The organism is Nitriliruptor sp. (genome assembly GCF_040882075.1).
Lineage (GTDB): Bacteria > Actinomycetota > Nitriliruptoria > Nitriliruptorales > Nitriliruptoraceae > Nitriliruptor.
This window is the reverse complement of sequence record NZ_JBBEBZ010000078.1, coordinates 1-23,447: the sequence shown is the minus strand read 5'-3', so window position 1 is coordinate 23,447 and position 23,447 is coordinate 1. Positions and strand designations below refer to the sequence as shown.

Sequence of the window (23,447 nt, the reverse complement as noted above, 5' to 3'; positions counted from 1 at the left end):
GCCCACGCCGGACGCGCTGGCCTACGACCTGACCATCAACGACCGGACCCACTCCGTGCCGTCCGCGTGGCTCGGTGAATCGCTGCTGTACGTGCTGCGCGAGCGGCTCGGCATGCCCGGGAGCAAGAACGCCTGCGACCAGGGCGAGTGCGGCTCGTGTTCGGTGCAGCTCGACGGGCAGCTGGTCTGTTCGTGCTGCGTGCTGGCCGCCGACGCCGCCGATGGCGACATCCGCACGGTCGAAGGGGTCGCCTCGGGCTCGGGGCGCAGAGATGGTGCCCCCGAGGGCGAGCTGTCGGACGTGCAGCAGGCCTTCCTCGACGAGGGCGCCGTGCAGTGCGGGTTCTGCATCCCCGGGCTGATCGTGTCGGTCCACGACCTGCTCGACCGGGTCCCCGATGCTGACGAACTGACCGTCCGCGAGGCGATCAGCGGCAACCTGTGCCGCTGCACCGGCTACGGACGCATCCTCGAGGCGGTCGCGACCGTCCAGTCGCGCCGCGCTGGTGGGGGTGGCTCGTGAGCACGACCACGGTCCCGCCGGGGACGCGCGGCGACGTCGAGGGCGGCATCGGTCGCACCGTCGACCGCCCCGACGGCACCCCCAAGGTGTCGGGCGGGTTCGCGTTCTCGTCCGACCTGCACCACGACCGGATGCTGTGGGGCAAGGCGCTCCGCAGCCCCCACCCGCACGCACGGATCCGATCGATCGACACCTCGAAGGCTGCGGCGATGCCCGGGGTGCACTGCGTGCTGACCGCCGACGACGTGCCGGGCAACCCCAATCACGGCCTCGAGCACACCGACCAGCCGGTCTTCGCTGCGGACGTGGTCCGTTTCCACGGCGAAGCCATCGCGGCCGTCGCGGCCGAACACCCCGAACAGGCCCTCCGCGCCATCCGCGCCATCGAGGTCGACTACGAGATCCTCGAGCCGCTCACCGACCCCGAGGCCGCGCTCGACGCCGATCCGATCCACCCGGACGGCAACCTCTTCCGCCACCTGCCGCTCCGGCACGGCGACCCGGACGCGACCGGTGAGGTCAGCGTCGAGGGGACCTACGAGGTCGGGATGCAGGACCAGGCCTTCCTCGGCCCCGAGTCCGGGATGGCGATCCCGACCGAGGACGGCGGCGTCGAGCTGTTGATCTCGACCCAGTGGCTGCACGTCGACCACGGGCAGGTCGCCGCCTGTCTCGACCTGCCCCCCGAGAAGGTGCACCTCGCCCTCGCTGGTGTCGGTGGCGCGTTCGGGGCACGCGAGGACGTCAGCCTGCAGGTGCACGTCTGCCTGCTGGCCCTCGCCACCGGGCGGCCGGTCAAGATCCAGTACTCACGCGAGGAATCGTTCCACGGCCACGTCCACCGCCACCCCGCCCGGATGTGGTTCCGCCACACCGCGACGGCCGACGGGGACCTGGTCAAGCTCGAGGCTCGCCTGCTCCTCGACGGTGGCGCGTACGCGTCGACCTCGCCGGCGGTGCTGGCCAACGCGGTCTGCTTCGCCGGCGGCCCGTACGTCTTCCCGAACGCGGTGGTCGACGGCTGGGCGGTGCGGACCAACAACCCGCCGTGCGGCGCGATGCGCGGGTTCGGCGTGGTCCAGGCCTGCTTCGGCCACGAGTCGCAGATGGACAAGCTCGCCGACGCGCTCGGGATGGATCCGGTCGAGCTCCGGCTGCGTAACGCCATGAAGCCCGGTGACCCGCTGCTCACCGGGCAGATCATCACCGGGACCGCGCCGGTCCGCGAGGTCATCGAGGCGTGCATCGCCCACCCGCTGCCAGGGGAGCCCGGACCCGACGACCCACTGATGACCCTCCCCGGGGGCGCGGGGCTGACCGCCGAACGTCGCGACGTCCGCCGCGGGACCGGCATCGCGGTCAGCATCAAGAACCTGATGTACTCGGAAGGTTTCGACGACTTCTCGACCGCGCGCTGCCGGCTCGAGCTGTCACCCGACGGACAGCCGGTGGCCACCGTGCAGTGCGCCGCCGCCGAGGTCGGTCAGGGCTTCGTGACGCTCGCCCAGCAGATCGCCCGGTCCGAGCTGCACGTCGAGCGGGTGCTGCTCGGCCCGGCTGACACGTCGATCGGCTCGGCCGGTTCCACCTCGGCGTCGCGGCAGACGTGGATGTCCGGCGGCGCCGTGCAGATCGCGTGTCGAGCCGTCCGCGAGGAGCTGCTCGCGCGCGCCGCCGGGCGCGAGGGGGAACCGCTCGCCGGATCGCGTCGGGTCCGGTTCGACCTACGCGGTTCGGACGTGGTCGACCTCGACAGCGGCGCGACCTTCCCGGTCGTCGACCTGCTCGCCGAGGGGCCGATCGACCTGACGCGGGAGCACCACCACGCCCCGACCGACCCGCTCGACGCGGACGGGCAGGGCAACGCGCACGTGTCGTTCGCGTTCGCCGCCCACCGTGCGGTCGTCGACGTGGACCCCGAGCTCGGGCTCGTGCGTGTGGTCCAGATCGCGACCGGCCAGGACGTCGGCAAGGCGCTGAACCCGCGAGCGGTCACCGGCCAGCTCGAGGGCGGGATCGCCCAGGGTCTCGGGCTCGCGGTGATGGAGGAGATCGTCGTGGACGATGGCCGCGTCCGGAACCCGTCGTTCACCGACTACCTCATCCCGACCGCGCTCGACGTAGCGCCGGTGGTGGCCACGCTCATCGAGCAACCCGAACCCGGGGCCCCGTTCGGGGCCAAGGGCGTGGGCGAGCCGCCGACCATCTCGTCGACACCGGCGATCGTGTCGGCCATCCGCGCCGCGACGGGCCGCGACCTCACGCGGGTGCCGGTGCGACCGCAGGACATCTGCCTGTGAGCCGCCTCGTGCTGCGAGGAGCCCGGTACCCGGGTGACGTCGCCATCGAGGGTGGCCGCATCGTCGCCGTGGGTGACGTCGCCGGACAGGACGGTGACGAGGTCCGCCGCGTCGACGGGGACCTGATCACCGCCGGGTTCGTCAACACCCACCACCACCTCTACCAGTGGATGACACGCGGCCGGGCCGTCGGGTGCGACCTGTTCGGGTGGCTCACCACCCTCTACCCGGTGTGGGCCAAGCTCGAGGTCGAGGACGTCCACGCCGCCGCTCGCGTCGGGCTGGCCGAGCTCCTGCTGTCGGGCTGCACCACCGCGGCCGACCACCACTACCTCGTCCCCAACGGCGACGACAGCGTGTTCGACGCCACGGCCGAGGCGGCGCTCGAGGTCGGCACGCGGCTGCACCTCGCCCGCGGATCGATGGACCTCGGTGCCTCCGACGGTGGGCTGCCCCCGGACCACGTGGTCGAGGACCTCGATGCGATCCTGGCCTCGACCGAGCGCGTCATCAACCGCTGGCACGACGGCGAACGCATCGTGGTGACCGTCGCACCGTGCAGCCCGTTCAGCGTCACCCCGCAGCTGATGACCGAGTCCGCGGCGCTGGCACGACGCCACGGTCTGCGGCTGCACACCCACCTGGCCGAGACCCGCGAGGAGGAGGCCGACTGCCTCGCCCGGTTCGGGAAGCGGCCGCTGGCCGTGCTCGATGAGCTCGGCTGGGTCGCCGACGACGTGTGGTTCGCCCACGGCGTCCACTTCGACGACGCCGAGGTGGCACGGTTGGCCGAGACCGGCGCCGGCGTCGCGCACTGCCCGTCGAGCAACGCCCGGCTGGCATCCGGGTTCTGCCGGACCCCCGAGCTGCTCGCGGCCGGCGTGCCGGTGGGGCTCGGGGTGGACGGCGTGGCGTCGAACGAGCAGGGCACGCTCGTGACCGAGCTGCGCCAGGCGCTGTTCTCGGCGCGACAGGGCGCGCAGCGGCCGGACGCGCTGATGCCCGCGGATACGCTCGCCATGGCGACGACGGGTGGCGCAGCTTGCCTCGGACGGGACGATGTCGGCAGGCTCTCCCCCGGCGCACGAGCCGATCTGGTGGTGTGGCCCGCGGACGACCTCCAGGACATCCCCGATCCGGTGGATGCGCTGGTGCTCGGCCCGGACCGCCGTGCGCGCCACGTCTACGTCGAGGGAGAGCTGGTGGTCGAGGATGGCCACCTGACCGGCATGGACCTCGACGCAGCGCGGACCGACCTCGGTCGGCGATCGCGACGGTTGTGGTCGTGAACGACGGAGCTGGGCCATCCGGTCCAGCCACGATCGCGGGTCCGACGAGGCCCGCAGGAAAGGTGGATGGATGAGGGTGCGCAGGAGCTTGCTGCCTCTCCTGGCCGCGGCGCTGGTCGCCACGGCGTGTGGGGGAGCGGACCCGAGCGACCCGGGGTCGGCCGACGATGACGGCACGACCACCGAGGCCGACGGCGCGGCTGCCGAGGACGACGGGACCGAGGACGGCGACGGTGACGGCGACGGTGACGGCGACGTCATCCGGGTGGGCTTCGTCCACACCAGCCCCGTCACCGACGGGGGGTGGACCACCTCCCACGACCGCGGTGCGCAGGCGGTCGCCGAGGAGTTCGGCGACGCCGTCGAGATCACCACGATCGACTCGGTCGCCGAGGGCCCGGACGCCGAACGCGTCATCGAGGACCTCGCCCGCCAGGGCCACGACATCATCTTCGCCACCAGCTTCGGGTTCATGGAGCCGATGCTGGCGGTCGCCGAGCAGTACCCCGACATCGTCTTCGAGCACGCCACCGGGTACATGACGGCCGACAACATGGGCAACTACTTCGGCGCCGCCGAGGAGGGCCGCTACCTCGAGGGCATGGCCGCAGCCGGCGCTTCCGAGACCGGTGAGCTCGGGTACGTCGCGGCGTTCCCGATCCCCGAGGTGCTGCGTGGTATCAACGCGTGGACCCTCGGTGCCCGGTCGGTGAACCCGGACGCCACGGTCCGCGTCGTGTGGACCTCCACCTGGTACGACCCGGAGACCGAAGGCCAGGCCGCACAGGGCCTGCTCGACGCCGGGGTCGACGCCATCGGCATGCACCAGGACACCCCCGCCACGGGGCAGGCCGCCGCGGGAGCCGGGGCGTACTGGACCGGGTACCACTCGGACCGCTCCGAGGAGGTCCCCGAAGCCTGGCTGACCGCCACCATCTGGGACTGGGCGCCGTTCTACATCGAGCGGGTGCAGCAGGTCATGGACGGCACCTGGGAGTCGGAGAGCTACTACGGCTCGATGGCCGACGGCATGGTCAACCTCGCGCCGTTCGGCGATGCCGTACCCGACGACATCCGGACCGAGATCGAGACCCGTCAGCAGGAGATCATCGACGGTGAGTTCGCGCCGTTCACCGGCCCGATCCTCGACCAGAACGGTGACGAGATCGTCGCCGAAGGCGACTCGATGTCCCTCGAGGAGCTGCTCTCGATCGACTTCTTCGTCGAGGGCGTCATCGGCTCCCCGACGGGCTGAGCTCGAGCCCGACCCCGGTGGGTCCGCACCGGCGACGGTGCGGGCCCGTCCCCTCCCGGAAGGATCCGCGTGACCGACCCCGATCCGAGCCCCTCGGCGCCGCCGGCGCTCGAGGCCGTCGGTATCACCAAGGTGTTCCCCGGGGTCGTCGCCAACGACGCGGTCGACCTGACGCTGCACCGCGGCGAGGTGCACGCGCTGCTCGGCGAGAACGGCGCCGGCAAGTCGACGCTCGCGTCGGTGCTCACCGGGCTCTACCGACCCGACGGCGGCGAGCTCCGGCGGGATGGTCAGCCGCTGACGCTCCGCAGCCCGCGTGACGGGCTGGAGCGCGGCATCGGCATCGTCCACCAGCACTTCCGACTCGTGCAGCGGTTCACGGTCGCCGAGAACATCGCGCTCGGTGACGGCCGGCTGCCGTGGCGTTGGCGCAGGTCGGTGGTCGCCGACGCCGTCCGGAAGCTGTCGGAGCGCTACCACCTCCCCGTCGATCCCGGTGCCGTCGTCGGGGACCTGTCGGTCGGTGAGCAGCAGCGCATCGAGATCGTCAAGGCGCTCTACCGCGGCGCCGACGTCCTCCTGCTCGACGAGCCGACGGCCGTCCTGACCCCGCAGGAGGCCGACGCGCTGTTCGCCACCGTCCGGGCGATGGCGGCGGACGGCAAGGCCATCGTCTTCATCAGCCACAAGCTGCGTGAGGTCATGGCGGTGTCCGACCGGGTCACGGTCATGCGCGACGGCGCGGTCGTAGGTTCGCTGCACGCTGCGAACACCGACCCCGCAGAACTCGCCGAGCTCATGGTCGGCCGGCAGGTGGACCTGTCTGCTCGCAAGGCTCGGGGCGAGGCGGGCCGTGCGGTGCTCAGCCTCAGGGGCGTCGACCTCGACGCGGTCGACGGGCGTGGCGGACTGCACGGCATCGACCTCGAGGTCCGTGCCGGCGAGATCCTCGGCGTCGCCGGCGTCGCCGGCAACGGACAGCGCGAGCTCGCCGAGACCGTCGCGGGTCTGCGTGCGCCCACCCGTGGATCGATCCACGTCCACCACCGCGACGTGACCGGGACCGGACCGGCCGCGACCCGGGTCGCGGGCATCGGCTACGTCCCGGAGGACCGGCTCGGCACCGGGCTCGCGCCGGGTCTCTCGGTCGCCGACAACCTCCGACTCACCTCCAAGCAGCCGCTGTGGCTCGACCGACGTGGGGCCACCGAGACGGCGACCGCCACGATCACCGAGTTCGACGTCCGCACCACCGGTCCCGGCGCTGCCGTGCGGACCATGTCCGGCGGCAACGCCCAGAAGGTGCTGCTGGCCCGGGAGCTCGACACCCGCGACGGGGCCGTCACGGCGCTGATCGTCGCCGCCCCGACCCGCGGGTTGGACGTCGGGGCGACCGAGTTCGTCCGCGACCTGCTCCACCAGCGTCGCAGCGAGGGGTGCGGGATCCTGCTGATCTCCGAGGACCTCGACGAGGTGCAGGCGCTCTCGGACCGGATCGTCGTGCTCTCCGAGGGACGGATCGTCCTCGAACGCGATGCGGACGGCGTCGACGTCACCGAGCTCGGGCTGGCGATGCTCGGACACGACCCGGACGGTCCTGCCGAAGGCGGCACGTCGTGATGCGCGGCTGGCAGCTCGAACCTCGCCGCGACGTCCAGCCGGGCGTCCTGCTCGTCGTCCCCGTCCTGTCGGTGCTCGCGGCGCTCGTGGTCGGAGCCGTGTTCCTGTCCGCCATCGGTCTGGCGCCAGTGGCCGTGTACCGCGAGATCCTCCGCGTCTCGTACACGACCGGGTACGGCATCGCCGACACCCTCGTGGCCGCGTCCGCGCTGATCCTCACCGGCCTGGCCGCCGGCATCGCGTTCCGTTTCAAGCTCTACAACATCGGCGGTGAGGGCCAGCTGTACGTCGGCGCCATCGCCGCTGCGGGCGCCGCCCTGTGGCTCGGCGAGGGGGCCTCCCCCGCCCTGGCCATCGCCGTCGTCATCGTCGCGGGTGCGGCCGGCGGGATGATCTGGGTCGCGATCCCCGCGTTGGCGCGGGCCTACCTCAACACCTCCGAGATCATCACCTCGCTGCTGCTCAACTACGTGGCGCTGTCGCTGCTGCAGTACCTCATCTTCGGTGCGAACACACCGTGGCGGGACCCGAACTCCCCCACCTTCCCGCGCGGGGCACCGATCCCGGCCGAAGCGGTGTTCCCACGGTGGGCAACGACCCGCGTCCACCTCGGGCTGGTCGTGGCGGTGGTGGCTGCGGTGCTGATCGCCGTGGTCATCTCCCGCACCCGGTGGGGCTTCCACTGGCGCATCTTCGGTGACTCCCCCGAGGCGGCGCGCTACGCCGGTATCTCCTCCCGGCAGGTCATCGTGGTCGTCCTGCTGCTGTCCGGAGCGCTCGCCGGGCTGGCGGGTGCCGGCGAGGTCGCCGGACGTGCCGGGCGGCTCGACCCGAACGGGCTGGTGCTGAACCTCGGCTACAACGGGATCATCGTGGCCGCGCTCGCGCGCTACAACCCGCTCGCCGTGATCCCCGTCGGGGTCCTGCTCGGCGGCATCCTCAACGCGGGACCCGCGCTCCAGAGCCTGCCGGGCCAGAACGTGCCCGTCGCGATCTCGACCACCCTGACGGGGGCCATCCTCATCTTCGCGCTCGCCGGGGAACTGTTCGTCCGCTACCGCCCCACACGCCGTCCGGACGCGCCGCCGTCCGACGGCGACCCCGTCTCGGTCGGCACGGGCGACGAGGGAGGCCGGGCGTGAACGACTCGGTCCTCGTCCTCACCCTCGCCGGCGCGGTCATCACCGGCACGCCGATCGCGCTCGCCGCCCTCGGCGCCCTGCTCAACGAGCGCGCCGGGATCCTGAACCTCGGCATCGAGGGGATCATGCTGGTGGGCGCGGTCACCGCGTTCCTCGGCACGCAAGCCACCGGGCAGCCGCTGCTCGGGCTGGTGGCGGGCGCGCTCGCCGGTGCCACGCTCGCGTCGCTGCACGGGTTCCTGTCGATCACGATGCGCGCGAACCAGATCGTGTCGGGTCTGGCGCTCGTGATCTTCGGCACCGGCGTGGCCATCTTCCTCGGCCAGCCGGTGGAAGGGCAGGCGCTGGTCCCTGGTGCCCGCCTCGGTCGCACCGCGATCCCGCTGCTCGAGGGTCTGCCTGCCGTCGGTCGCATCCTGTTCCAGCAGGACCTGGTGGTCTACGGGTCGTGGCTGCTGGTCATCGCCGCGGCCTTCTACCTCACCCGTACCCGGACCGGCCTCGCACTCCGGGCCGTCGGAGAATCGCCCGCCACCGCCGACGCCGCGGGCATCCGTGTGGCCATGGTCCGCTACACCCACGTCGCGCTCGGTGGGGCGCTCGCCGGGCTCGGCGGCGCGTACATCACCACCCGGGGCGCACCGTGGGACCAGGCCGCCACCACCGGCGGACGCGGTTGGATCGCCATCGCGCTGGTGGTCTTCGCGTCGTGGCGCCCGCTCCGAGCGCTCGCCGGCGCGTACCTGTTCGGCATCGCGCTCCGGGTGAACTTCGCCCTCCAGGCCGCGGACGTCCGCATCGTGCCGCCGCAGTTCCTGACGATGCTGCCCTACCTGCTGACCATCGCGGTCCTGATCGTCCTGTCCGCGACCGACACCCGGCGCAGGCTCGGCTCGCCAGCGGCGCTCGGCGTCCCGTACGTCCGCGACGAACGCTGACCTGCGGCCCGATCCGTCAGGGGCGGGTCGGGCCCTCGGCGGCGCGGAGGGTGCCGGCGACCACGTGTTCGACGATGGCCGCCGCGGCCGGCGGACGGAGCTCGGCTGCTGCCGCGGCGAGGCGACCTGCCGCGACCCGGTACCCGTCGTCGGCCAGGACCCGGACGACGGCGCGTCGGAGCTGACCGACCTCTCCGACGGGGTCGGGCAGCAGCGACGTCCACGGCATCCGCAGATCGACGCGGCGACCCGCACCGGCCCACGTCACCCGAGCGGCCGCCTCGAGCTGGTCACCGAAGTCGGGGACGAGGACCAACGGCACGCCCCGCAGCAGCGACTTGCCGAGGAACCCCGCCCCTCCTGGCGCGATGGCCACCTCGGCGAGCTCGAGCGCACGGTGGTGCGGGAGCGAGGCGACCACGCACCCGAGCGGCCACCGCTGCGACGCCTCGAGCGCCACATCGCGCCGCTGCGTGATGGCGATCAGCTGCACGTCCAGGCCCGTGAGCGCCTCGACGGCCAGGGCCGCCAGCCCACCGGTCGCGCCGGTGCCGGTCGAGTCGGTGGCCACGACGACGGGCGGACCCGCGGGGTCGATGCGCGCCAGCACCTCGTCGACCGAGGCAGCACCGAGGTGCCCCGGGCCGGGCCACGGCGCGACGCCGACGTCGGGCGGGTCCCAGGCGAGCGGGCCGACGAGGTGCGCGTCGGTCGGCCAGATCCGTCGCGGGTACTCGAGCCCCGGGAGCGAGGCGACGAGGCGCGCCGCCGGTCGTCCCCTCCCGGTCAGACCGAGCCCCTCGCGCGCCCGCCGGCGATCGCCGCGACCGCGGGCGAACGAGCGCGACGCCCGGTGGTGCACGAACCGGTCATCGGCGCGGACCCACGGCAGCCGCGAGGGGTGGCGTCCGAGCCCGATCGGCGGCAGCTCGACCGCCGGATCGCTGAGGTGGTGCGGGACGAGCTGCACCCACGGCACCCCCTGCAGTTCGGCTGCCAGGCCACCAGCGGCCATGAGCACGTCGCTGACCACCACCTCGGCGTCGAACCGGTCGAGCAACGCCGCGGTCGGACGCGCCGCAGCCGCGGCCCACGACCACAGGTTCTGCGACAGGTCGACCCGTTCCGCGTGTGGTTCGGCCTCCGGGATCGGCGTCCAGGGGACGCCAGCCGCGTCCAGCTCCGGTCCGCGCTTGCGGCCCGTCACCACCAGCACGTCGTGGCCACGGTCGCGCAGGGCCAGCGCGACGGCCACCGTCGGGTAGGTGTGGCCACGGTCGGTGCCGCTCATCAGCACGATGCGCGCCACGAGCAGCTCCGAGGTCCGAGAGGGGCGGCCGCACCCTAGGTTCCCGACAGCCCACACCCCGCACCGGAGGCACCGTGTTCGAGCTGCGTCCCTTCACCGGCGAGGTCGTGATCGCCGAGCGGGCGCACCGGATCGTGGCTCCGCCGTACGACGCCCTCGATCCCGCCGCGAGGGCCGCGCTCGCCGCCGCCGACCCGGACAGTTACCTCGGCGCGCTCCCGCCCGGGACCACCGGGGGCGGAGACGCGGTACTCGACGCCGCGCTCAGCTCCTGCCGCACCCACCTCGAACACCTGCTCGCCACGGGTCGGTACCGACCGGTCGGTGGCCCCGCCGTCGGCGTGCTCGAGCTCCGGTCGGGGACGTCTCGGGCGACCGCCATCGTCGGCGACGTCCCCGTCGGCGCCTTCGCGGACGGCGGGGTCCTGCCGCACGAGCAGGTCACCGACGCGCGCGTCCACGCCCTCGCGCGCTACCTCGAGGTGGTGGGGGTCGCCTCGTCGCCCGTCGCGCTCGCGCAAGAACCGGACCACGAGGTGACCTCGGCGACCGAGGCGGCGATCGCCGACCCACCCGACGTGGCCTACCGCGCCGAGGACGGCGTCGACGTCGCCCTCTGGTGCATCACGGCCCCCGACGTCCGTGAGCGGCTCTGCGCTGCGGTCGCCGGGGCGGGCCGCTCGTTCCTCGCGGACGGCCACCACCGAGCCGCCGCGGCGACGAGGTACGCGCGGGCGGTGGGTGCGGGAGCGGACGACCCGGCGGGCAGGGTGCTGTGCGCGGTCCTGCCGACCGATCACCTCGGTGTGCTCGCGTTCCACCGCCGGATCGACGACGTCCTCCCGGACGCGGCCGCCTCGTCCCGGATGTTCGACCGGATCGCGGCAGCCGACCTCCCCGTCGCTCGGCTCGACCGACCCGCGGCTCCGGACCGGGCGCACACCGTCACGCTGACCGCCGGGGGCCGCTGGTGGCACCTCGACGTGTCGTCCCTGGTGCGGGCCGACGACGTCGTCGAGGCGCTCGACGTCCAGCTCGTCGAGCGGGATGTCGTGCCGCTCGTCCGCAGCGAAATCCCCGAGGCGGAGGTGGTCGCCGTGCCGACGCCGCTCGGGCTCGGCGCGCTGGACCGACCGGGGTCGGTCGGCATCGCCCTGCACCCGCCGGCGGTCGAGGACGTGCTCACCGTCGCACGCGCCGGGCGCACCGTGCCGCCGAAGACCACCTACATCACCCCGAAGCTGCGGTCGGGCCTGCTCGTGACACGGCGGCCACCGCCGGGGGCCACGGAGCGGCCGTAGGCTCACCTCGTGGACGCGAGCACCGACCTCGAGCGGACCCTGCACGAACGGGGTCTGCGCAGCACCCGCCCCCGGCGGGCGGTGTGGCGTGTCCTGCGCGAGGCCGACGCCCACCTGACCGCCGAGCAGATCAGCGCGGCGATCCGGGACGAGGGTGACGACGTCGACCTCGCCTCGGTCTACCGGGCGCTCGCGCTGTTCTCCGAGCTCGATCTGGCTCGTGAGACCCGGCTCGGTGGTGAGGAAGCGTCCCGCTGGGAGCGAGCCCACCCGGACGAGCACTTCCACCTCGTCTGCGCGTCGTGCGGTGACGTCGACCACCACGTCGGCTCGCTCGTCGCGGAGATCCGCAGCCACCTCGACGAGGGGCACAGCTTCGAGGTGCAGGACGTCGAGCTGGTGGTCACCGGTCGCTGCTCAGCCTGCCGCGCCGCCGCCCTTCGCGCCTCCGAGCGCATCGGGGAGCGCGGGGGCGGGCGCGGCGACGGCGACCAGCAGCGAGGCGCCGGTCGGTACCGCGCGCAGCACGCGGGTGGCAACCGCGCGTAGGTGCGCCTCGTCGGCCTTGGTCGGCAGGATCACGAGGTCGGTGGACCGCGCCTGCCCCTTGACGACGATCGAGAGTCGCCGCTCGTCGATCCCCACGGCGAGGTCGAGCTCACGCCGGATCCGCCGCGTCACCCCGGCGTCGTCGACGTTGCCGATCACCTCGATCGGGACACCGCCGATGTCGCTGCGCACGTACCGGGCGGTCTCGATCGCGAGCTGCAGCGGGCCTTGACCACGTTCGATCATGACGCTCTCGTCGATCACGATCAGGATCCGCTGGGTGCGCTCGCCCCCCTCGAAGGTGACCAGCGTCGGGACGGCGGTCCGCGCGAGGACGCCGTCGATGATGCCGCCGAAGCTCGCGCGGCGGCTGGACGTGGCGCCCTTCCAACCGAGCACGAGCAGCGACGCACGCTGCTCGACCACGGTGTGCGCGATCCCGAGCTCCGCGGACGCATCGATGCGCAGCACGCTGCGTGCCTCGGCGCCTGCCGACTGGGCGACCTCGATCATGTCGTGGTCGAGCTCACGCAGCCGGTCGAGCAGTTCCTCGTCGGTCTCGGACGGGGAGACGAGGACGGGGACGACGAGGCCGCCGTCGGCGCGGGCGAAGGCAGACGCCAGGCGCATCAGCCGCGGGGCGCTGCGCGGGTTGGCGAGCGGCACGACCACGACCTCCCCGAACTGTCGCGACCGGACCGGCTTCGGCAGCTCCAACGCGTACCGGTTGGCAGCTGTCGAGGCGACCAGACACGTGACCAGGATGACCACGATCACCGCGTTGACCGTGTCGGTGTCGATCAGCCCGACGTTCAGGCCGACGATCACGGCGGCGAGGGTCGCGGCAGCCTGAGCGTTGGAGAGCGCGAACATCGCCCCGACTTCGGCGCCGCGGTACCCGAACAGCTTCCCGGCAGCGAGCGCCGCGAGGAGCTTGCCGAGGATCGCGGTCACGGTGAACACCCCCCCGACCAGGAGGGTCCGCGGGTCGGTGAGCACCGCCACGTCGATGAGCATGCCGGTGGCGAGCAGGAAGAGGGGGATGAACAGGCTGCTGCCGAGGAAGTCGATGCGCTCCATCAGCGCGCCGCCGTTCGGCACGCTGCGGTTCAGCGCGAGCCCGGCGAGGAACGCCCCGACGATGGCCTCGATGCCGATCAGCTCCGCCAGCGACGCGGTCACGAACAGGGCCACCATGACGAACAGGAACCGGAGGTTGCGGGCCTGACCTGGCCCGGCGAAGTACCAGCGCGCCAGGCGCGGCAGCCCCAACACGGCGCCCGCCGTCACGACGGCCATCGACGGCAGCAGCGTCAACCAGAAGGCGGGGGTCAGGGCGCCCTGGAAGGCCCGGGCGACGACGGCGAGGACCAGGAGGGCCGCGGTGTCGGTGATGATGGTGGCGCCGACGGTGGTCGCCACAGCACGGTTCCCGAACGTCCCCGCCCGCTGGAAGGTGGGGTAGGTGACCAGCGTGTGGGAGGCCCAGCACGAGGCCAGCAGGATCGATGGCAGGACGTCGTACCCGAGCGCGAGCGCGCTGCCGGTGCCGAGGAGCATCGGGATCGCGAAGGTCAGGACCCCGAACCCGACGGAGTCACGACGGTTGGCGATGAAGTCGTCGAGGTCGAGTTCCAGCCCGGCCACGAACATCAGGTAGAGCAGCCCGACGGTGCCGAGGACCTCCACGACGCCGGCCCGCCCGACGAGGCCGAGACCGGTCGGACCGACGGCGAACCCGAGCAGCACCACCACGATGATCTCGGGGAGCCGCAGCCGCCGCGCCAAGCCCGAGGCCAGCAGGATGGCCGCGGTGAGGACGGCGAAGATCAGGCCCGCATCGTGGAAGGGAAGCGCGGGGAGCTCGAACGACACGGCGGTTCCGTCAGGTGCTCGGCCACCCGCCTTCGGGTCCGGCGACGTTCCCGAACACTAGCCGTCGGTCAGTGCGGGACGGCCACGATGACCGTGCGGTCAGCCGCGGCCCGGGCGAGGCGGCGCGCACCACGGCCGAGGCGACTGGCCGTCGGCGGCATCCCCGTGAGCACCACATCACCGGGCTCGAGCAGGCGAGGTAGGCGCCCGAGGACGCCCTCGACCGAGATGATCTCGACGTCGTCCTCGTCGACGGCGAGGTTGACCATCTGGGTCCGGACCAGCTCCTCCTCGTGGTCGGTGATGACGACGAGGTCGGCTTCGGCCTGGCGGGACAGGCGACCGGCGACCTCGAAGGCCAGGGCGGTACCGAGGAGGCTCCCCGGACCGACGTCGTCCTTGGTGAGCACCACCACGACCCGGCCGGTGTGGTCGTCGCCACCGGGACGGCAGACGAGGACCGGGACGGGGCTCTCGGTCACGATCCGGTCGATGACGGAACCGAAGAACCCCTCGCGGGCGTTGGCGTACCCCTTCCACCCCAGGACGAGGGCGGTGCCCTGCTGTTCGACGACGGTGTGGAGGACCCCCCCGGCCGGCGTGGTGTCGATCCTGACCGAGGTCGTCACCTCGGACCCCGCTCCGAGCGCGACCTTCTCCGCGAGCGTCGCCAGGTCCCGGTGCGCGCGCAGCTGGTCCGGCCGAGCATCGAGCGGCAGGACGTTGACCGCGACGACGGCTCCCGAGTCTGCGGCGGCGACCTGCGCGGCGACGCGGACGAGCGAGCCGACGGTCGCCGGGTTGGCGACCGGGACCACGACCCGCGTGCCGAGCGGTGCGTCGGAACGGTCCGGCGGCTCGATGCGCGGCGCGTACCGGCCGGCGCTGAGTCCAGCGACGAGCGCGGACGCCAGGATGACGAGCACGACGGCGTTGACCTCGCCCGGGCCGATCAGGTCGAGCTCGCTGGCCACGGCGGTGGCGGCCAGCGCTCCGGCGGCTTGCCCCACCGACAGCGAGAACATGATCCCGCGCTCGGGGCCGGTCACCCCCATCCAGCGGCCCGACCCCTCCGAGGCCACCAGCTTGGAGACCACCTCGGCGACCACCAGCACCGCAGCCAGCGCCAGCGTCGTGCCGTCGAGGGCCGCCCGGGGGTCGAGCATCATGCCCGTCGAGATCAGGAACGCCGGGACGAAGACGCTCTCGCCGAGCAGCTGCACCCGTTCGGCGATGACGGTGCCGGTGGGCACGAACGGGTTGAAGGCCAGACCGACGAGGAACGCTCCGACGATGGGCTCGATGCCGATGAGGCCGGCGACGACGGCCGCCACGCCCATGCCCGACAGCAGGAAGGTGAGCCGGACCCGCCGGTCCTGGCCGAGCCCGGTGAAGAACCAGCGGGTGAAGCGTGGCACCAGGACCAGGACCACGACCACGTACACGACCAGGCCGAGCGTGAACAGGCTCCAGAACAGCACCCCGGAGTCGCCCGCGGCCCCGGCGGCGGCCACCGCCAACACGAGCAGGGCAGCCACGTTGGCGATGAGGGTGGCGCCGAGCGACGCGGTGACCGCCCGGTTCTTGGACAGGTCGTAGAGCGTGACCGTCCCGTAGGTGAGCAGCGTGTGGCTGGCGAAGGCCGAACCGATGATCACGGCCGCAAGCAGGTCGATCCCCATCAGCACGGCGGCGCCGGTGACGAGGACCATCGGGGAGACGAAGGTCGCCAGCCCGAAGACGATCGAGTCGCGCCGGTGACGCTTGAACCCGTCGAGGTCGAGGTCGAGCCCGCCCTGGAACATCAGGTAGAGCAGGCCGACGTACCCGAGCGTGTCGATGAAGGTGTTCTCGGCCAGGACGTTGGCCACGTTCGGCCCGATGAGCATCCCGGCGAGCACCAGGCCGATGATGGCCGGCAGGCGCAGCCGCTCGGCGATGAGCGGACCCGCGAGGACGAGCAGGAACAGCACCGCGAAGACCGCACCGGGGTCGGTCAGCGGGAGCAGGCCATCGAGCATCGCGCGGGCCGTCCGGGTCGTCGGGAGCGGCGCAACCTACGCGGCCGAGCCTCGATCGGGGTGTGGCCGGTCAGCCGAGCACCAGGGTGTCGAGCATCAGGTCCGGGTGGTCGACCGCGATCCGGTCGGCCACGAACCGGCTCCGGAAGAGCGCCATCGGCGCGCCCGTCGACCGGCGGTAGACCTCGACGTCCCGCATCCCGGCCAGCTTCTTCGCCCCGTCCTCGTCGGTCGCGCGGGCGACCTCGAACCGGGTGCCTTCGAGCCGGACCGGCGCGCCGAACTCGTGCTCCATCCGCCAGGTCGCGACCTCGAACTGCAGCCGACCGACCGCCGCCCAGATGGGCGCCTGGTCGCCGAGGTCCGGGTGCCGCAGGACCTGGACCACGCCCTCCTCGTCGAGCTGGTCGACGCCCTTGCGGAACTGCTTGGTGCGGTTGCGGTCGGTCGGGTGGGCCGTGGCGAAGTGCTCGGGCGTGAAGGTCGGCAGCGGCGGGAACACCACGGGCGAGTCGGGCGCGTGGAGGCTGTCACCGGCCAGCAGGTCCATCGCGTTGATGAGGCCGATGACGTCGCCCGGGAAGGCCTCGTCGACGGTCTCCCGATCGCGCCCGAAGACCGCCGTCGCGTACTTGGCCGTCGTGCCGCGGCCGGTGCGGTTGTTGATCAGCGTCTCGCCGCGCTCGAACCGACCCGAGCACACCCGGACGAACGCCATCCGGTCGCGGTGACGGGGGTCGAGGTTGGCCTGGATCTTGAACACCAGCCCGCTGAAGGGCTCGTCGATGGCGCGGAAGCCACCGTCGCGGGTCGGCCGGGCCGAGGGTGGCGGCGCGAGCTCCACGATGGCGTCCAGCAGGAGCCGGACGCCGAAGTTCGACAGTGCGGACCCGAAGAAGACCGGCGACGCGGTGCCGGCGAGGAACGCGTCCACGTCGACGTCGGCCCCGATGGCATCGAGCAGCTCGACCTCCTCGCGCACCTCCTCGGCGACCCAACTGTCCTCACCCGTCAGCGAGGCCTCGTCCTCCTGCGCCATCTTCCCGCCGCGGATGCCTGCCGCCTCGAAGCGGTAGGCCGTCGCGGTGCGACGGTCGATCACGCCCTGGAAGCGTCCTTCGGGCTTGATCGGCCAGGTGACGGGCTGCCCGACGAGACCGAGCTTCGCCTCGATGTCGTCGAGGATCGCGAGCGGATCGGGCGTCGGCCGGTCCATCTTGTTGACGAACGTGATGACCGGGGTGCCGCGTGCCTTGCAGACGGCGTAGAGCTTCTCGGTCTGCGGTTCCACACCGCGGGCCGCGTCGAGCACCATCACGGCCGCGTCGACACCCGACAGGACCCGGTAGGTGTCCTCGGAGAAGTCGCGGTGGCCGGGGGTGTCGAGCAGGTTGAGGACGTGACCGTCGTGCTCGAAGCGCGCCACGGCCGACGAGACCGAGATGCCGCGCTGCTGTTCGAGCTCGAGCCAGTCGGAGGTCGTCGCGCGGTCGGTCTTGCGGGTCTGGACCGCCCCGGCCCGACCGATGGCGCCGGCGTACAGCAGGAACTTCTCGGTCAGGGTCGTCTTGCCCGCGTCCGGGTGCGAGATGATCGCGAACGTCCGGCGGCGGGCCGCCTCAGCCTCGACGGCGGCCACGGTGGTGCTCCTTCGAAGTCTGAGGGTCGGCGTCCGACGGCGCCCGGATGGCCGCGCGTGGGCGGGAGAGGTCGGTCCGACCGCCTCCGCGGGCGCGGTGAACGGTACCGCCTCCGGCGGGTGTCCCCCGGGGGCGCAGGACCGCCCGCCACCCCGCTCCCCGCGCGACGATCGCGTGTCAGGCCAGCTGGACCACGGTGAACACGATGGCCGTACCGACCACGAGCTGGCCCGCGAGGTCGATGAGTCCGATGCGGACCAGGCTCCGCCCGGCGTCGGCCGCGAGCACCGCGTCCACCACCCAGGTCGAGAAGGTCGTCAGCGATCCCGCCAGGCCGAGGGTCAGGACCAGCGCGATCGTCTCCGGCGGCTGCAGGAGGGCCACGGCCGCGACGATCACCGCGCCGACGAGGTTCACGGCAGCCACGGCCCACGCGCGTGGCGCCGTTCCGGGCTGACCGACGCGGGCGAGGGTCGCGTGGCGGACGACGCTGCCGACCGCCCCCGCGACCGCCAGCCCGAGGAGCGTGACGAGCCCGCTCACGGTGACCCCTCCGGTGCCGGGTCCTGCGGCGCCGGGTCCTGCAGCGTCCGGTCCACTCTGCCATCACCCGCCGGGTCTCCGTCCCGGGACCCGAGGTGGAGGCCAGCGGCGGCCGCGACCACGCCACCGGACACGCTGCCGACCGCGAGCAGCACGGCCACGGCCACCTCGCCGGAGGCCGCAGCACGGGCGACCTGATCGGCCAGCGTCGAGAAGGTCGTGAACGCCCCGAGCACCCCGGACCCGAGGAAGGCGGTCCAGCGCGCGACCCGAGCGTCGGTGCGGCTGCGTCCGAGCAGCCAGCCGAGGGCAGCAGCCCCGATGAGGTTGGCCGCGAGCACGCCGAGGACGGCGCCCGCGGCGCCCGCCAAGGTGGCACCCGACACGACCGCGCCCCGCAGGAGCGCGCCGGCAGCACCACCGAACGCCACGTCAGCGAGATCGCGACGGGTCGGGTGAGCAGCAGCGGAGGTGGTCACGCAGCGACGCTACCGAGCGGACAGCCTGCGCAGGTGGTGGGAGCCTGCTCGACTGCCGACCGACCGCCACCGCCGAGGAGCCCACGTGACCGACAGCCTGCTCGTCTCCACCCCCGGGGACCACGTGCGGTTGCTGACGCTGCACCGGCCGGACCGGCGCAACGCGCTCGACCTGCACACCATCGAGACCCTGGTGGCCACGCTGCGGCAGCTCGACGCGGACGACGACGTCCGGGCGATCGTGCTGACCGGATCCGATCCGGTGTTCTGTGCCGGTCTCGACCTCGCGGAGGTCGGCTCGGGCGTGATCGACCTGCAGGCCATCGGCGAGCGTGGCGATGACCCGTGGGTCGCGCTCCAGCAGGTCACGACGCCCACCGTCGCCGCGGTCAACGGCGCGGCGGTCACCGGAGGGCTCGAGCTGGTGCTGGACTGTGACCTCGCCATCGCGTCCGAGAACGCCCGGTTCGCCGACACCCACGGGCGCGTCGGGATCCACCCCTCCGGTGGGTTGACCGTCATGCTCCCGCGGTACGTGGGGCGGCGCAACGCGCTCGGGATGAGCCTGACCGGGCGGTTCGTCGACGCGCAGGAGGCACGCACCATGGGCCTGGTCAACGCGGTCGTCCCGCACGACCAACTGCTCGACGCGGCGGTGGACGCGGCGGTCGCCGTCGCGGAGGCCGACCAACGCATCCTCGGGGCGATCCTGGCGACCTACCGGGCGCTCGACGGCGTCCCGCTCGACGAGGCACTGCTGACCGAACGCGAGCGCGCGTTCGAGGTCCCCGTAGACGCCGGCGAGGTCGAAGCGCGACGGGCCGCGATCATCTCGCGCGGTAGCGGCCTCACCAAGGGCTGACCCGCCACGCAGCGTGACCGCCGGTGCGGGAGGCCAGCGACCTCCCGCACCGAGCGATCCCCCGATCAGCCGGCGCGCACACCCTCGAGGTGACGGCGACGCACCCACCGGGTGGCGAGGAGCGCGGCCCCGAGGGTCAGCGCGACCAGCGACGCCGCGAGGTCGCGTCGCGGTGCGGGGACGTCGCGGGCGAGGATCCCGAGATCGCGGAGGTCCTGCACCTGCGTGTCCGAGGACGCCGACGACGCCGACGACGCCGTCGACGTGGCTGCCCCGTCACCCGAGTCGCCCGCGGGTGCGGCGGCCTCGCAGCGCTCCGGCCCGTTGCCCTGGTCCTGGTTCGCACGATCGCAGCCGGGTTCGCGGTCGTCGCAGTGCGGCGGCCGGTTCTCCTGGCCCTTGCCCGGGCGGTCCTCGTCGCAGCTGCGTCCGCGGTCACCCGACTCCTCCGCCGGCGGCTCCTCGCCGTCCGGTCCCTCACCCTCGATCTCGCCGGCGAGCTGGAGCGGCGGGGGCAGGGTCACGCGGTAGAGGTCGAGGGCGCTGCGGCCGTTGCCGATGTTGAAGTCGGAGCTGACGCCGTCGTAGGTGAAGGTGCCGTCCTCGTTCTCGGTCACCTGCCAGACCGCGGAGGTCCAGGTGTTGGCCAGCTCGGGGATGAAGTAGCCGACGTGGTGGAAGTCGAGCGTGTCGTTCCCGTCCTCGTCGACCCCCTCCACGTAGTCCCAGACCTGCACGCCCTGGGTGTACCAGCCCATGAAGATGCGGTTCTGGCCGGGGACCTGGTGGAAGACGTGGGCGGTGCACTCGGTGCCCTGGGGCTGGGTGTTGATCGGCGCGCGCGCGATGGCCTTCTCACCCTCGGAGGTGCGGGCGTAGGACTCCCACGCTGCCTCGGCGGTGTCCGGCGCCTGGTAGCCGGTCGGGTCCCCGCCGCCCTTCAACCGATCGACGGCGTACCCGTGCAACCCACCGTTGCCCTGGGGGATGTCGAGCCCGGGCGAGCAGGACGCGCCACCGGGGGCCACGCCGCCACCGCGCTCGTCGGTGACGATGACGTTGCGACCCGAGTGGGTGTACTCGGCCTCGTGGTTGAAGTCGACGTCCTCGGTCGCGGGGTAGGCGGGTGCGACGGCGCTGTTCACGAGCGCCTCACGGCCCTGGTGGTGAGCCGACCCGAGCCACTCGACGCCCTCGACCGACGGCGCGCCGTTCGCGAGCCAGCTCTGCACCCGCAGGTCCTGCCCGTCCTCGCCGACGACGCAGTCGGTGACCATCGCTCCGGTGGAGAACGCCGGACCGGAGCTCGACGGGCGGACCGAGCACGGCAGCGGCGTGCCGTTGATGCGATCGTCGGTGCGATCGTCGGGGGTGCCGTTGTCGTCGAACATGCCGCTGATGTCGAAGTGCAGCATCGCGGCGCCGCCGGCACAGGTCAGTGTGTCGTCGGGGTAGACCTCGAGCTCGTGGCAACCGTAGATGGCGCTCCGTGTGGTGTGACCGAGGGCCATCTGCACGTCCTCGTACCGGAAGCGGTAGACCTCCGGTCGGCAGGCGTCGCGCTTCTCGTCGACCGACGTCCCCGGGGCCAGGTCGCCGTACGGGGCTTCGAGGCAGCTCGAGAGGTCGAGGACCTCGAACCCATCGAGGTTCGAGTTGGTCGCGCTGGTCTCGTTCGCACGCTGCCCCGCGGCGTTCACCCCGACGCTGTCGGAGGTGACCGCGTAGGCGATGTGCGGTCGGCTCGGGTCGACGTTGACGGTGTGGGCCTCACCGATGTGGCTGGTCAGCCCGATCTCGACCGGGGCCGTCGGGTCGGTGATGTCGATGATCTCGAGACCACCCTGCGGGGCGGCGCCGACGATCGGCACCTCACCACCGTCGTGGCAACGGCCGGAGGCGTCCGTGGCGTCGAGCAGGAGCTGCGCGTCGGCGTCGCGGTCGACCAGGTCACCCCAGTCGGTGTTCAGCAGCACGTCGCCCTTCGGCGTCGCCTCGACGTCGTGTTGCAGGCCGAGCATCGCCAGCGGGTCCGACAGGCAGGCGGCCGATGGGTGGCCGGCCACGAACTCGGGCGCGAGTTCACCGTCCTGCGTGAGCCGCACGATCGTCTGCCCGCCGGCGTTGACGCCCGTGCCGAGCGTGCCGGCGGCGAGGTAGGTGTCACCGCCCTGGGTGAAGAAGTCGAGGTCGGTGTGGGGGTTGCCGGTCACCATCGTGGTGACCAGCTCCCAGGCCGCGCCCTCACCTCCGGAGTTGAACGCCGTGGAGAGGGTCGCGGTCGGCGCGAAACCGGGGACGAGGTGGTCCATCTCGTGGCCGGAGGCGGTGCTGACGGTGCCGATCGTCAGCAGCAGCGCGAACGCGGCGCTCGAGGCGGCGATGGAACGGCGACGGCGCACGGGTTGACCTCGGGTCGGTGACCACCGGCGGTGGTCGGCTCCACCCCCCTCGTTCCCCGCCCCCCCGTCGGTCTCCTGCTGGCAGCGCACGGACCGCGCGGTATCTGAGATCACGGCAGCACGATCGGGATGTCGCGGCGCAGCGCCTCGAGGGCGATCGCGTACATGCCGGTCTTGATCGCCGCGAAGGTCGGCCCGCACCTCGGCGCCAGCGCGCGGGCCCGCTCGACGGCCTCGTCGAGCACCCGGTCTTCAGCCACAGCGACGTCCACGATCCCGACGGCCGCGGCGTCCGTCCCGCCGTAGCGGTGCGCGGTCGTCATGGCCTGGTGCGCCGTGGCGGGGGTCAGGCGGGCCTGGATCAGGGCGCTCATCCCGGGGGTGAACGGGATGTTGATGTCGACCTCGGGCAGGCACCAGAAGCCCCGGTCGGCGCGCGCGACCCGCTGGTCGTGGGCGAGCGACAGCATCGCGCCGGCCGCGAAGCAGTGCCCCTGGATCGCGGCGACGGACGGGACCGGCGAGCTGAGGACACGGGCGAACAGGCCGTGCACCCGCTGGACGAAGTCGGCGACCTCGTCGGGGTGCTCGGTCATCCAGGCGAGGTCGAGCCCGTTCGACCAGAACTTGCCCGTCGCGGTGGTCACCAGCGCTCGAGGGCCGTCCGCGCTCTCGACCTCGTCGAGCACCGCGTCGACGGCGTCGAGCCAGGTCGGATTGAAACGGTTCTCGTCGTCGCCGAGGTCGAGGACGAACACCTCACCGTCGCGGCGCAGGTCGGTCACGGGTGGGCTCCTCGGTCGGGGGCGCGGTCCGCTGAGGAGGGCGAGGCAGCCCGGGCGCGAGCCGCCCGACGTTGCAGGCGGTGCGAGCCGCGGGATACCGTCCGCGCCGTCCCGCGGGTGTAGCTCAATGGTAGAGCTCTAGCTTCCCAAGCTAGCGACGGGGGTTCGATTCCCCTCACCCGCTCCCTCGAGGACCGAACGCAAGTGCGGGGTCCGGCCGAACAGAAGTCGGGCCCTCGACCGTGGAACCACACCCGGTTCCAGCCGTGCCGCCGGCTCAAGCAGCGTCCGGCGCACACTCATCCGGCTGCGAGTACAGCCACCTGGGGTCGGTCGCTCGAACGGTGGCCTGTCTCATGGCTTGCCGGGCTGACGGCGACCGAAGCGTCCGATGAGCGCCGCGGGCACCCGGTGCTGCTCCGTGCTCCGGCCCCGATGCGCCCGAGTCGGTCATCCCGGCGGGCTCGGGGCCGTCGACGGGTTCAGCCGCTGCCGCATCTCCCGGAGGAGAGCACGAACCTTGGCGAGGTCGCGCTCCTCGGCTTCTGCCGTGTACCACCCTCCCTGGTGGTAGTGCCCACGCTGCCAGTAGAAGAGCGCCGCGCGGAGGTCCC

The 23,447-nt window shown here is 72.7% G+C and carries 17 protein-coding genes, 1 tRNA gene and 1 pseudogene; 11 read left to right on the top strand and 8 right to left on the bottom strand.

Annotated elements, in window-relative coordinates; translation table 11 throughout:
- The first annotated feature begins 16 nt into the window (after positions 1 to 16).
- The 7 genes from WEB03_RS04125 (at position 17) to WEB03_RS04095 (ending at position 9,067) form a co-directional block, all read left to right on the top strand.
- Positions 17 to 523 carry a (2Fe-2S)-binding protein gene (locus WEB03_RS04125; RefSeq protein WP_368069711.1) on the top strand — a complete coding sequence of 169 codons (507 nt, stop codon included), beginning with the start codon at positions 17 to 19 and terminating at the stop codon, positions 521 to 523.
- Positions 520 to 2,823 (top strand): xanthine dehydrogenase subunit D, encoded by a 2,304-nt coding sequence (gene pucD, locus WEB03_RS04120; RefSeq protein WP_368069702.1) that lies wholly within the window; start codon positions 520 to 522, stop codon positions 2,821 to 2,823. Before WEB03_RS04125 ends, pucD begins: the two co-directional genes overlap by 4 nt.
- Complete coding sequence (locus tag WEB03_RS04115) at positions 2,820 to 4,112, top strand: 8-oxoguanine deaminase (RefSeq protein ID WP_368069701.1); 1,293 nt, start codon at positions 2,820 to 2,822, stop codon at positions 4,110 to 4,112. Before pucD ends, WEB03_RS04115 begins: the two co-directional genes overlap by 4 nt.
- A 70-nt stretch (positions 4,113 to 4,182) precedes the next feature.
- Positions 4,183 to 5,367 carry a BMP family ABC transporter substrate-binding protein gene (locus WEB03_RS04110; protein WP_368069700.1) on the top strand — a complete coding sequence of 395 codons (1,185 nt, stop codon included), beginning with the start codon at positions 4,183 to 4,185 and terminating at the stop codon, positions 5,365 to 5,367.
- A 69-nt stretch (positions 5,368 to 5,436) separates the two neighbouring features.
- A complete protein-coding gene (locus WEB03_RS04105) occupies positions 5,437 to 6,987 on the top strand; it encodes an ABC transporter ATP-binding protein (protein WP_368069699.1) in 1,551 nt (516 codons plus the stop codon).
- Positions 6,987 to 8,129, top strand: coding sequence for an ABC transporter permease (locus WEB03_RS04100; RefSeq protein ID WP_368069710.1), 1,143 nt, complete (start codon positions 6,987 to 6,989; stop codon positions 8,127 to 8,129). Before WEB03_RS04105 ends, WEB03_RS04100 begins: the two co-directional genes overlap by 1 nt.
- On the top strand, positions 8,126 to 9,067 hold the full coding sequence (locus WEB03_RS04095) for an ABC transporter permease (protein WP_368069698.1): 942 nt from the start codon (positions 8,126 to 8,128) through the stop codon (positions 9,065 to 9,067). The genes WEB03_RS04100 and WEB03_RS04095 overlap by 4 nt, the downstream gene beginning before the upstream one ends.
- Before the next feature lie 16 nt (positions 9,068 to 9,083).
- Here WEB03_RS04095 and WEB03_RS04090 read toward each other — a convergent pair whose 3' ends face one another.
- Complete coding sequence (locus WEB03_RS04090) at positions 9,084 to 10,376, bottom strand: glycosyltransferase (RefSeq protein ID WP_368069697.1); 1,293 nt, start codon at positions 10,374 to 10,376, stop codon at positions 9,084 to 9,086.
- 74 nt (positions 10,377 to 10,450) lie between these two features.
- Between WEB03_RS04090 and WEB03_RS04085 the strand changes: the two genes are divergently transcribed.
- Together WEB03_RS04085 and WEB03_RS04080 are read left to right on the top strand one after the other, a co-directional pair.
- Positions 10,451 to 11,677: a DUF1015 family protein gene (locus tag WEB03_RS04085; protein WP_368069696.1), complete on the top strand. Its 1,227-nt coding sequence runs from the start codon at positions 10,451 to 10,453 to the stop codon at positions 11,675 to 11,677.
- Positions 11,678 to 11,686: 9 nt separating this feature from the next.
- Positions 11,687 to 12,070: pseudogene (locus tag WEB03_RS04080) on the top strand (Fur family transcriptional regulator); the annotation flags it as partial.
- Between the two features lie 24 nt (positions 12,071 to 12,094).
- Here WEB03_RS04080 and WEB03_RS04075 read toward each other — a convergent pair.
- From WEB03_RS04075 to WEB03_RS04055, 5 genes are all read right to left on the bottom strand, one after another.
- Positions 12,095 to 14,101, bottom strand: a complete 2,007-nt coding sequence (locus tag WEB03_RS04075) for a cation:proton antiporter (RefSeq protein WP_368069695.1) — start codon at positions 14,099 to 14,101, stop codon at positions 12,095 to 12,097.
- Positions 14,102 to 14,169: 68 nt separating this feature from the next.
- Positions 14,170 to 16,122 (bottom strand): cation:proton antiporter, encoded by a 1,953-nt coding sequence (locus WEB03_RS04070; RefSeq protein WP_368069694.1) that lies wholly within the window; start codon positions 16,120 to 16,122, stop codon positions 14,170 to 14,172.
- A gap of 70 nt (positions 16,123 to 16,192) precedes the next feature.
- The gene (locus tag WEB03_RS04065) at positions 16,193 to 17,761 is read right to left on the bottom strand and encodes a peptide chain release factor 3 (RefSeq protein ID WP_368069693.1); all 1,569 of its coding nucleotides are present in this window, start codon (positions 17,759 to 17,761) and stop codon (positions 16,193 to 16,195) included.
- 178 nt (positions 17,762 to 17,939) lie between these two features.
- A complete protein-coding gene (locus WEB03_RS04060) occupies positions 17,940 to 18,305 on the bottom strand; it encodes a CrcB family protein (RefSeq protein ID WP_368069692.1) in 366 nt (121 codons plus the stop codon).
- Positions 18,302 to 18,784 (bottom strand): CrcB family protein, encoded by a 483-nt coding sequence (locus WEB03_RS04055; protein ID WP_368069691.1) that lies wholly within the window; start codon positions 18,782 to 18,784, stop codon positions 18,302 to 18,304. Before WEB03_RS04055 ends, WEB03_RS04060 begins: the two co-directional genes overlap by 4 nt.
- An 85-nt stretch (positions 18,785 to 18,869) precedes the next feature.
- Here WEB03_RS04055 and WEB03_RS04050 point away from each other — a divergent pair, with 85 nt between their 5' ends.
- Positions 18,870 to 19,646: an enoyl-CoA hydratase gene (locus WEB03_RS04050; protein WP_368069690.1), complete on the top strand. Its 777-nt coding sequence runs from the start codon at positions 18,870 to 18,872 to the stop codon at positions 19,644 to 19,646.
- Between the two features lie 65 nt (positions 19,647 to 19,711).
- Here the strand turns inward: WEB03_RS04050 and WEB03_RS04045 are convergent, their stop codons facing one another.
- Positions 19,712 to 22,048, bottom strand: a complete 2,337-nt coding sequence (locus WEB03_RS04045; RefSeq protein ID WP_368069689.1) for a hypothetical protein — start codon at positions 22,046 to 22,048, stop codon at positions 19,712 to 19,714.
- A gap of 110 nt (positions 22,049 to 22,158) precedes the next feature.
- Complete coding sequence (locus WEB03_RS04040) at positions 22,159 to 22,833, bottom strand: enoyl-CoA hydratase-related protein (RefSeq protein ID WP_368069688.1); 675 nt, start codon at positions 22,831 to 22,833, stop codon at positions 22,159 to 22,161.
- Between the two features lie 113 nt (positions 22,834 to 22,946).
- Here WEB03_RS04040 and WEB03_RS04035 point away from each other — a divergent pair.
- Positions 22,947 to 23,017: transfer RNA gene (locus WEB03_RS04035), tRNA-Gly, on the top strand.
- The last annotated feature ends 430 nt before the right edge of the window (positions 23,018 to 23,447 follow it).

What these genes read in the sequence shown, in the direction of transcription:
- WEB03_RS04110 (WP_368069700.1), top strand. Translation starts at nt 4,183, where the DNA reads ATGAGGGTGCGCAGGAGCTTGCTGCCTCTCCTGGCCGCGGCGCTGGTC.
- WEB03_RS04100 (WP_368069710.1), top strand. Translation starts at nt 6,987, where the DNA reads ATGCGCGGCTGGCAGCTCGAACCTCGCCGCGACGTCCAGCCGGGCGTC.
- WEB03_RS04070 (WP_368069694.1), bottom strand. Translation starts at nt 16,122, where the DNA reads ATGCTCGATGGCCTGCTCCCGCTGACCGACCCCGGTGCGGTCTTCGCG.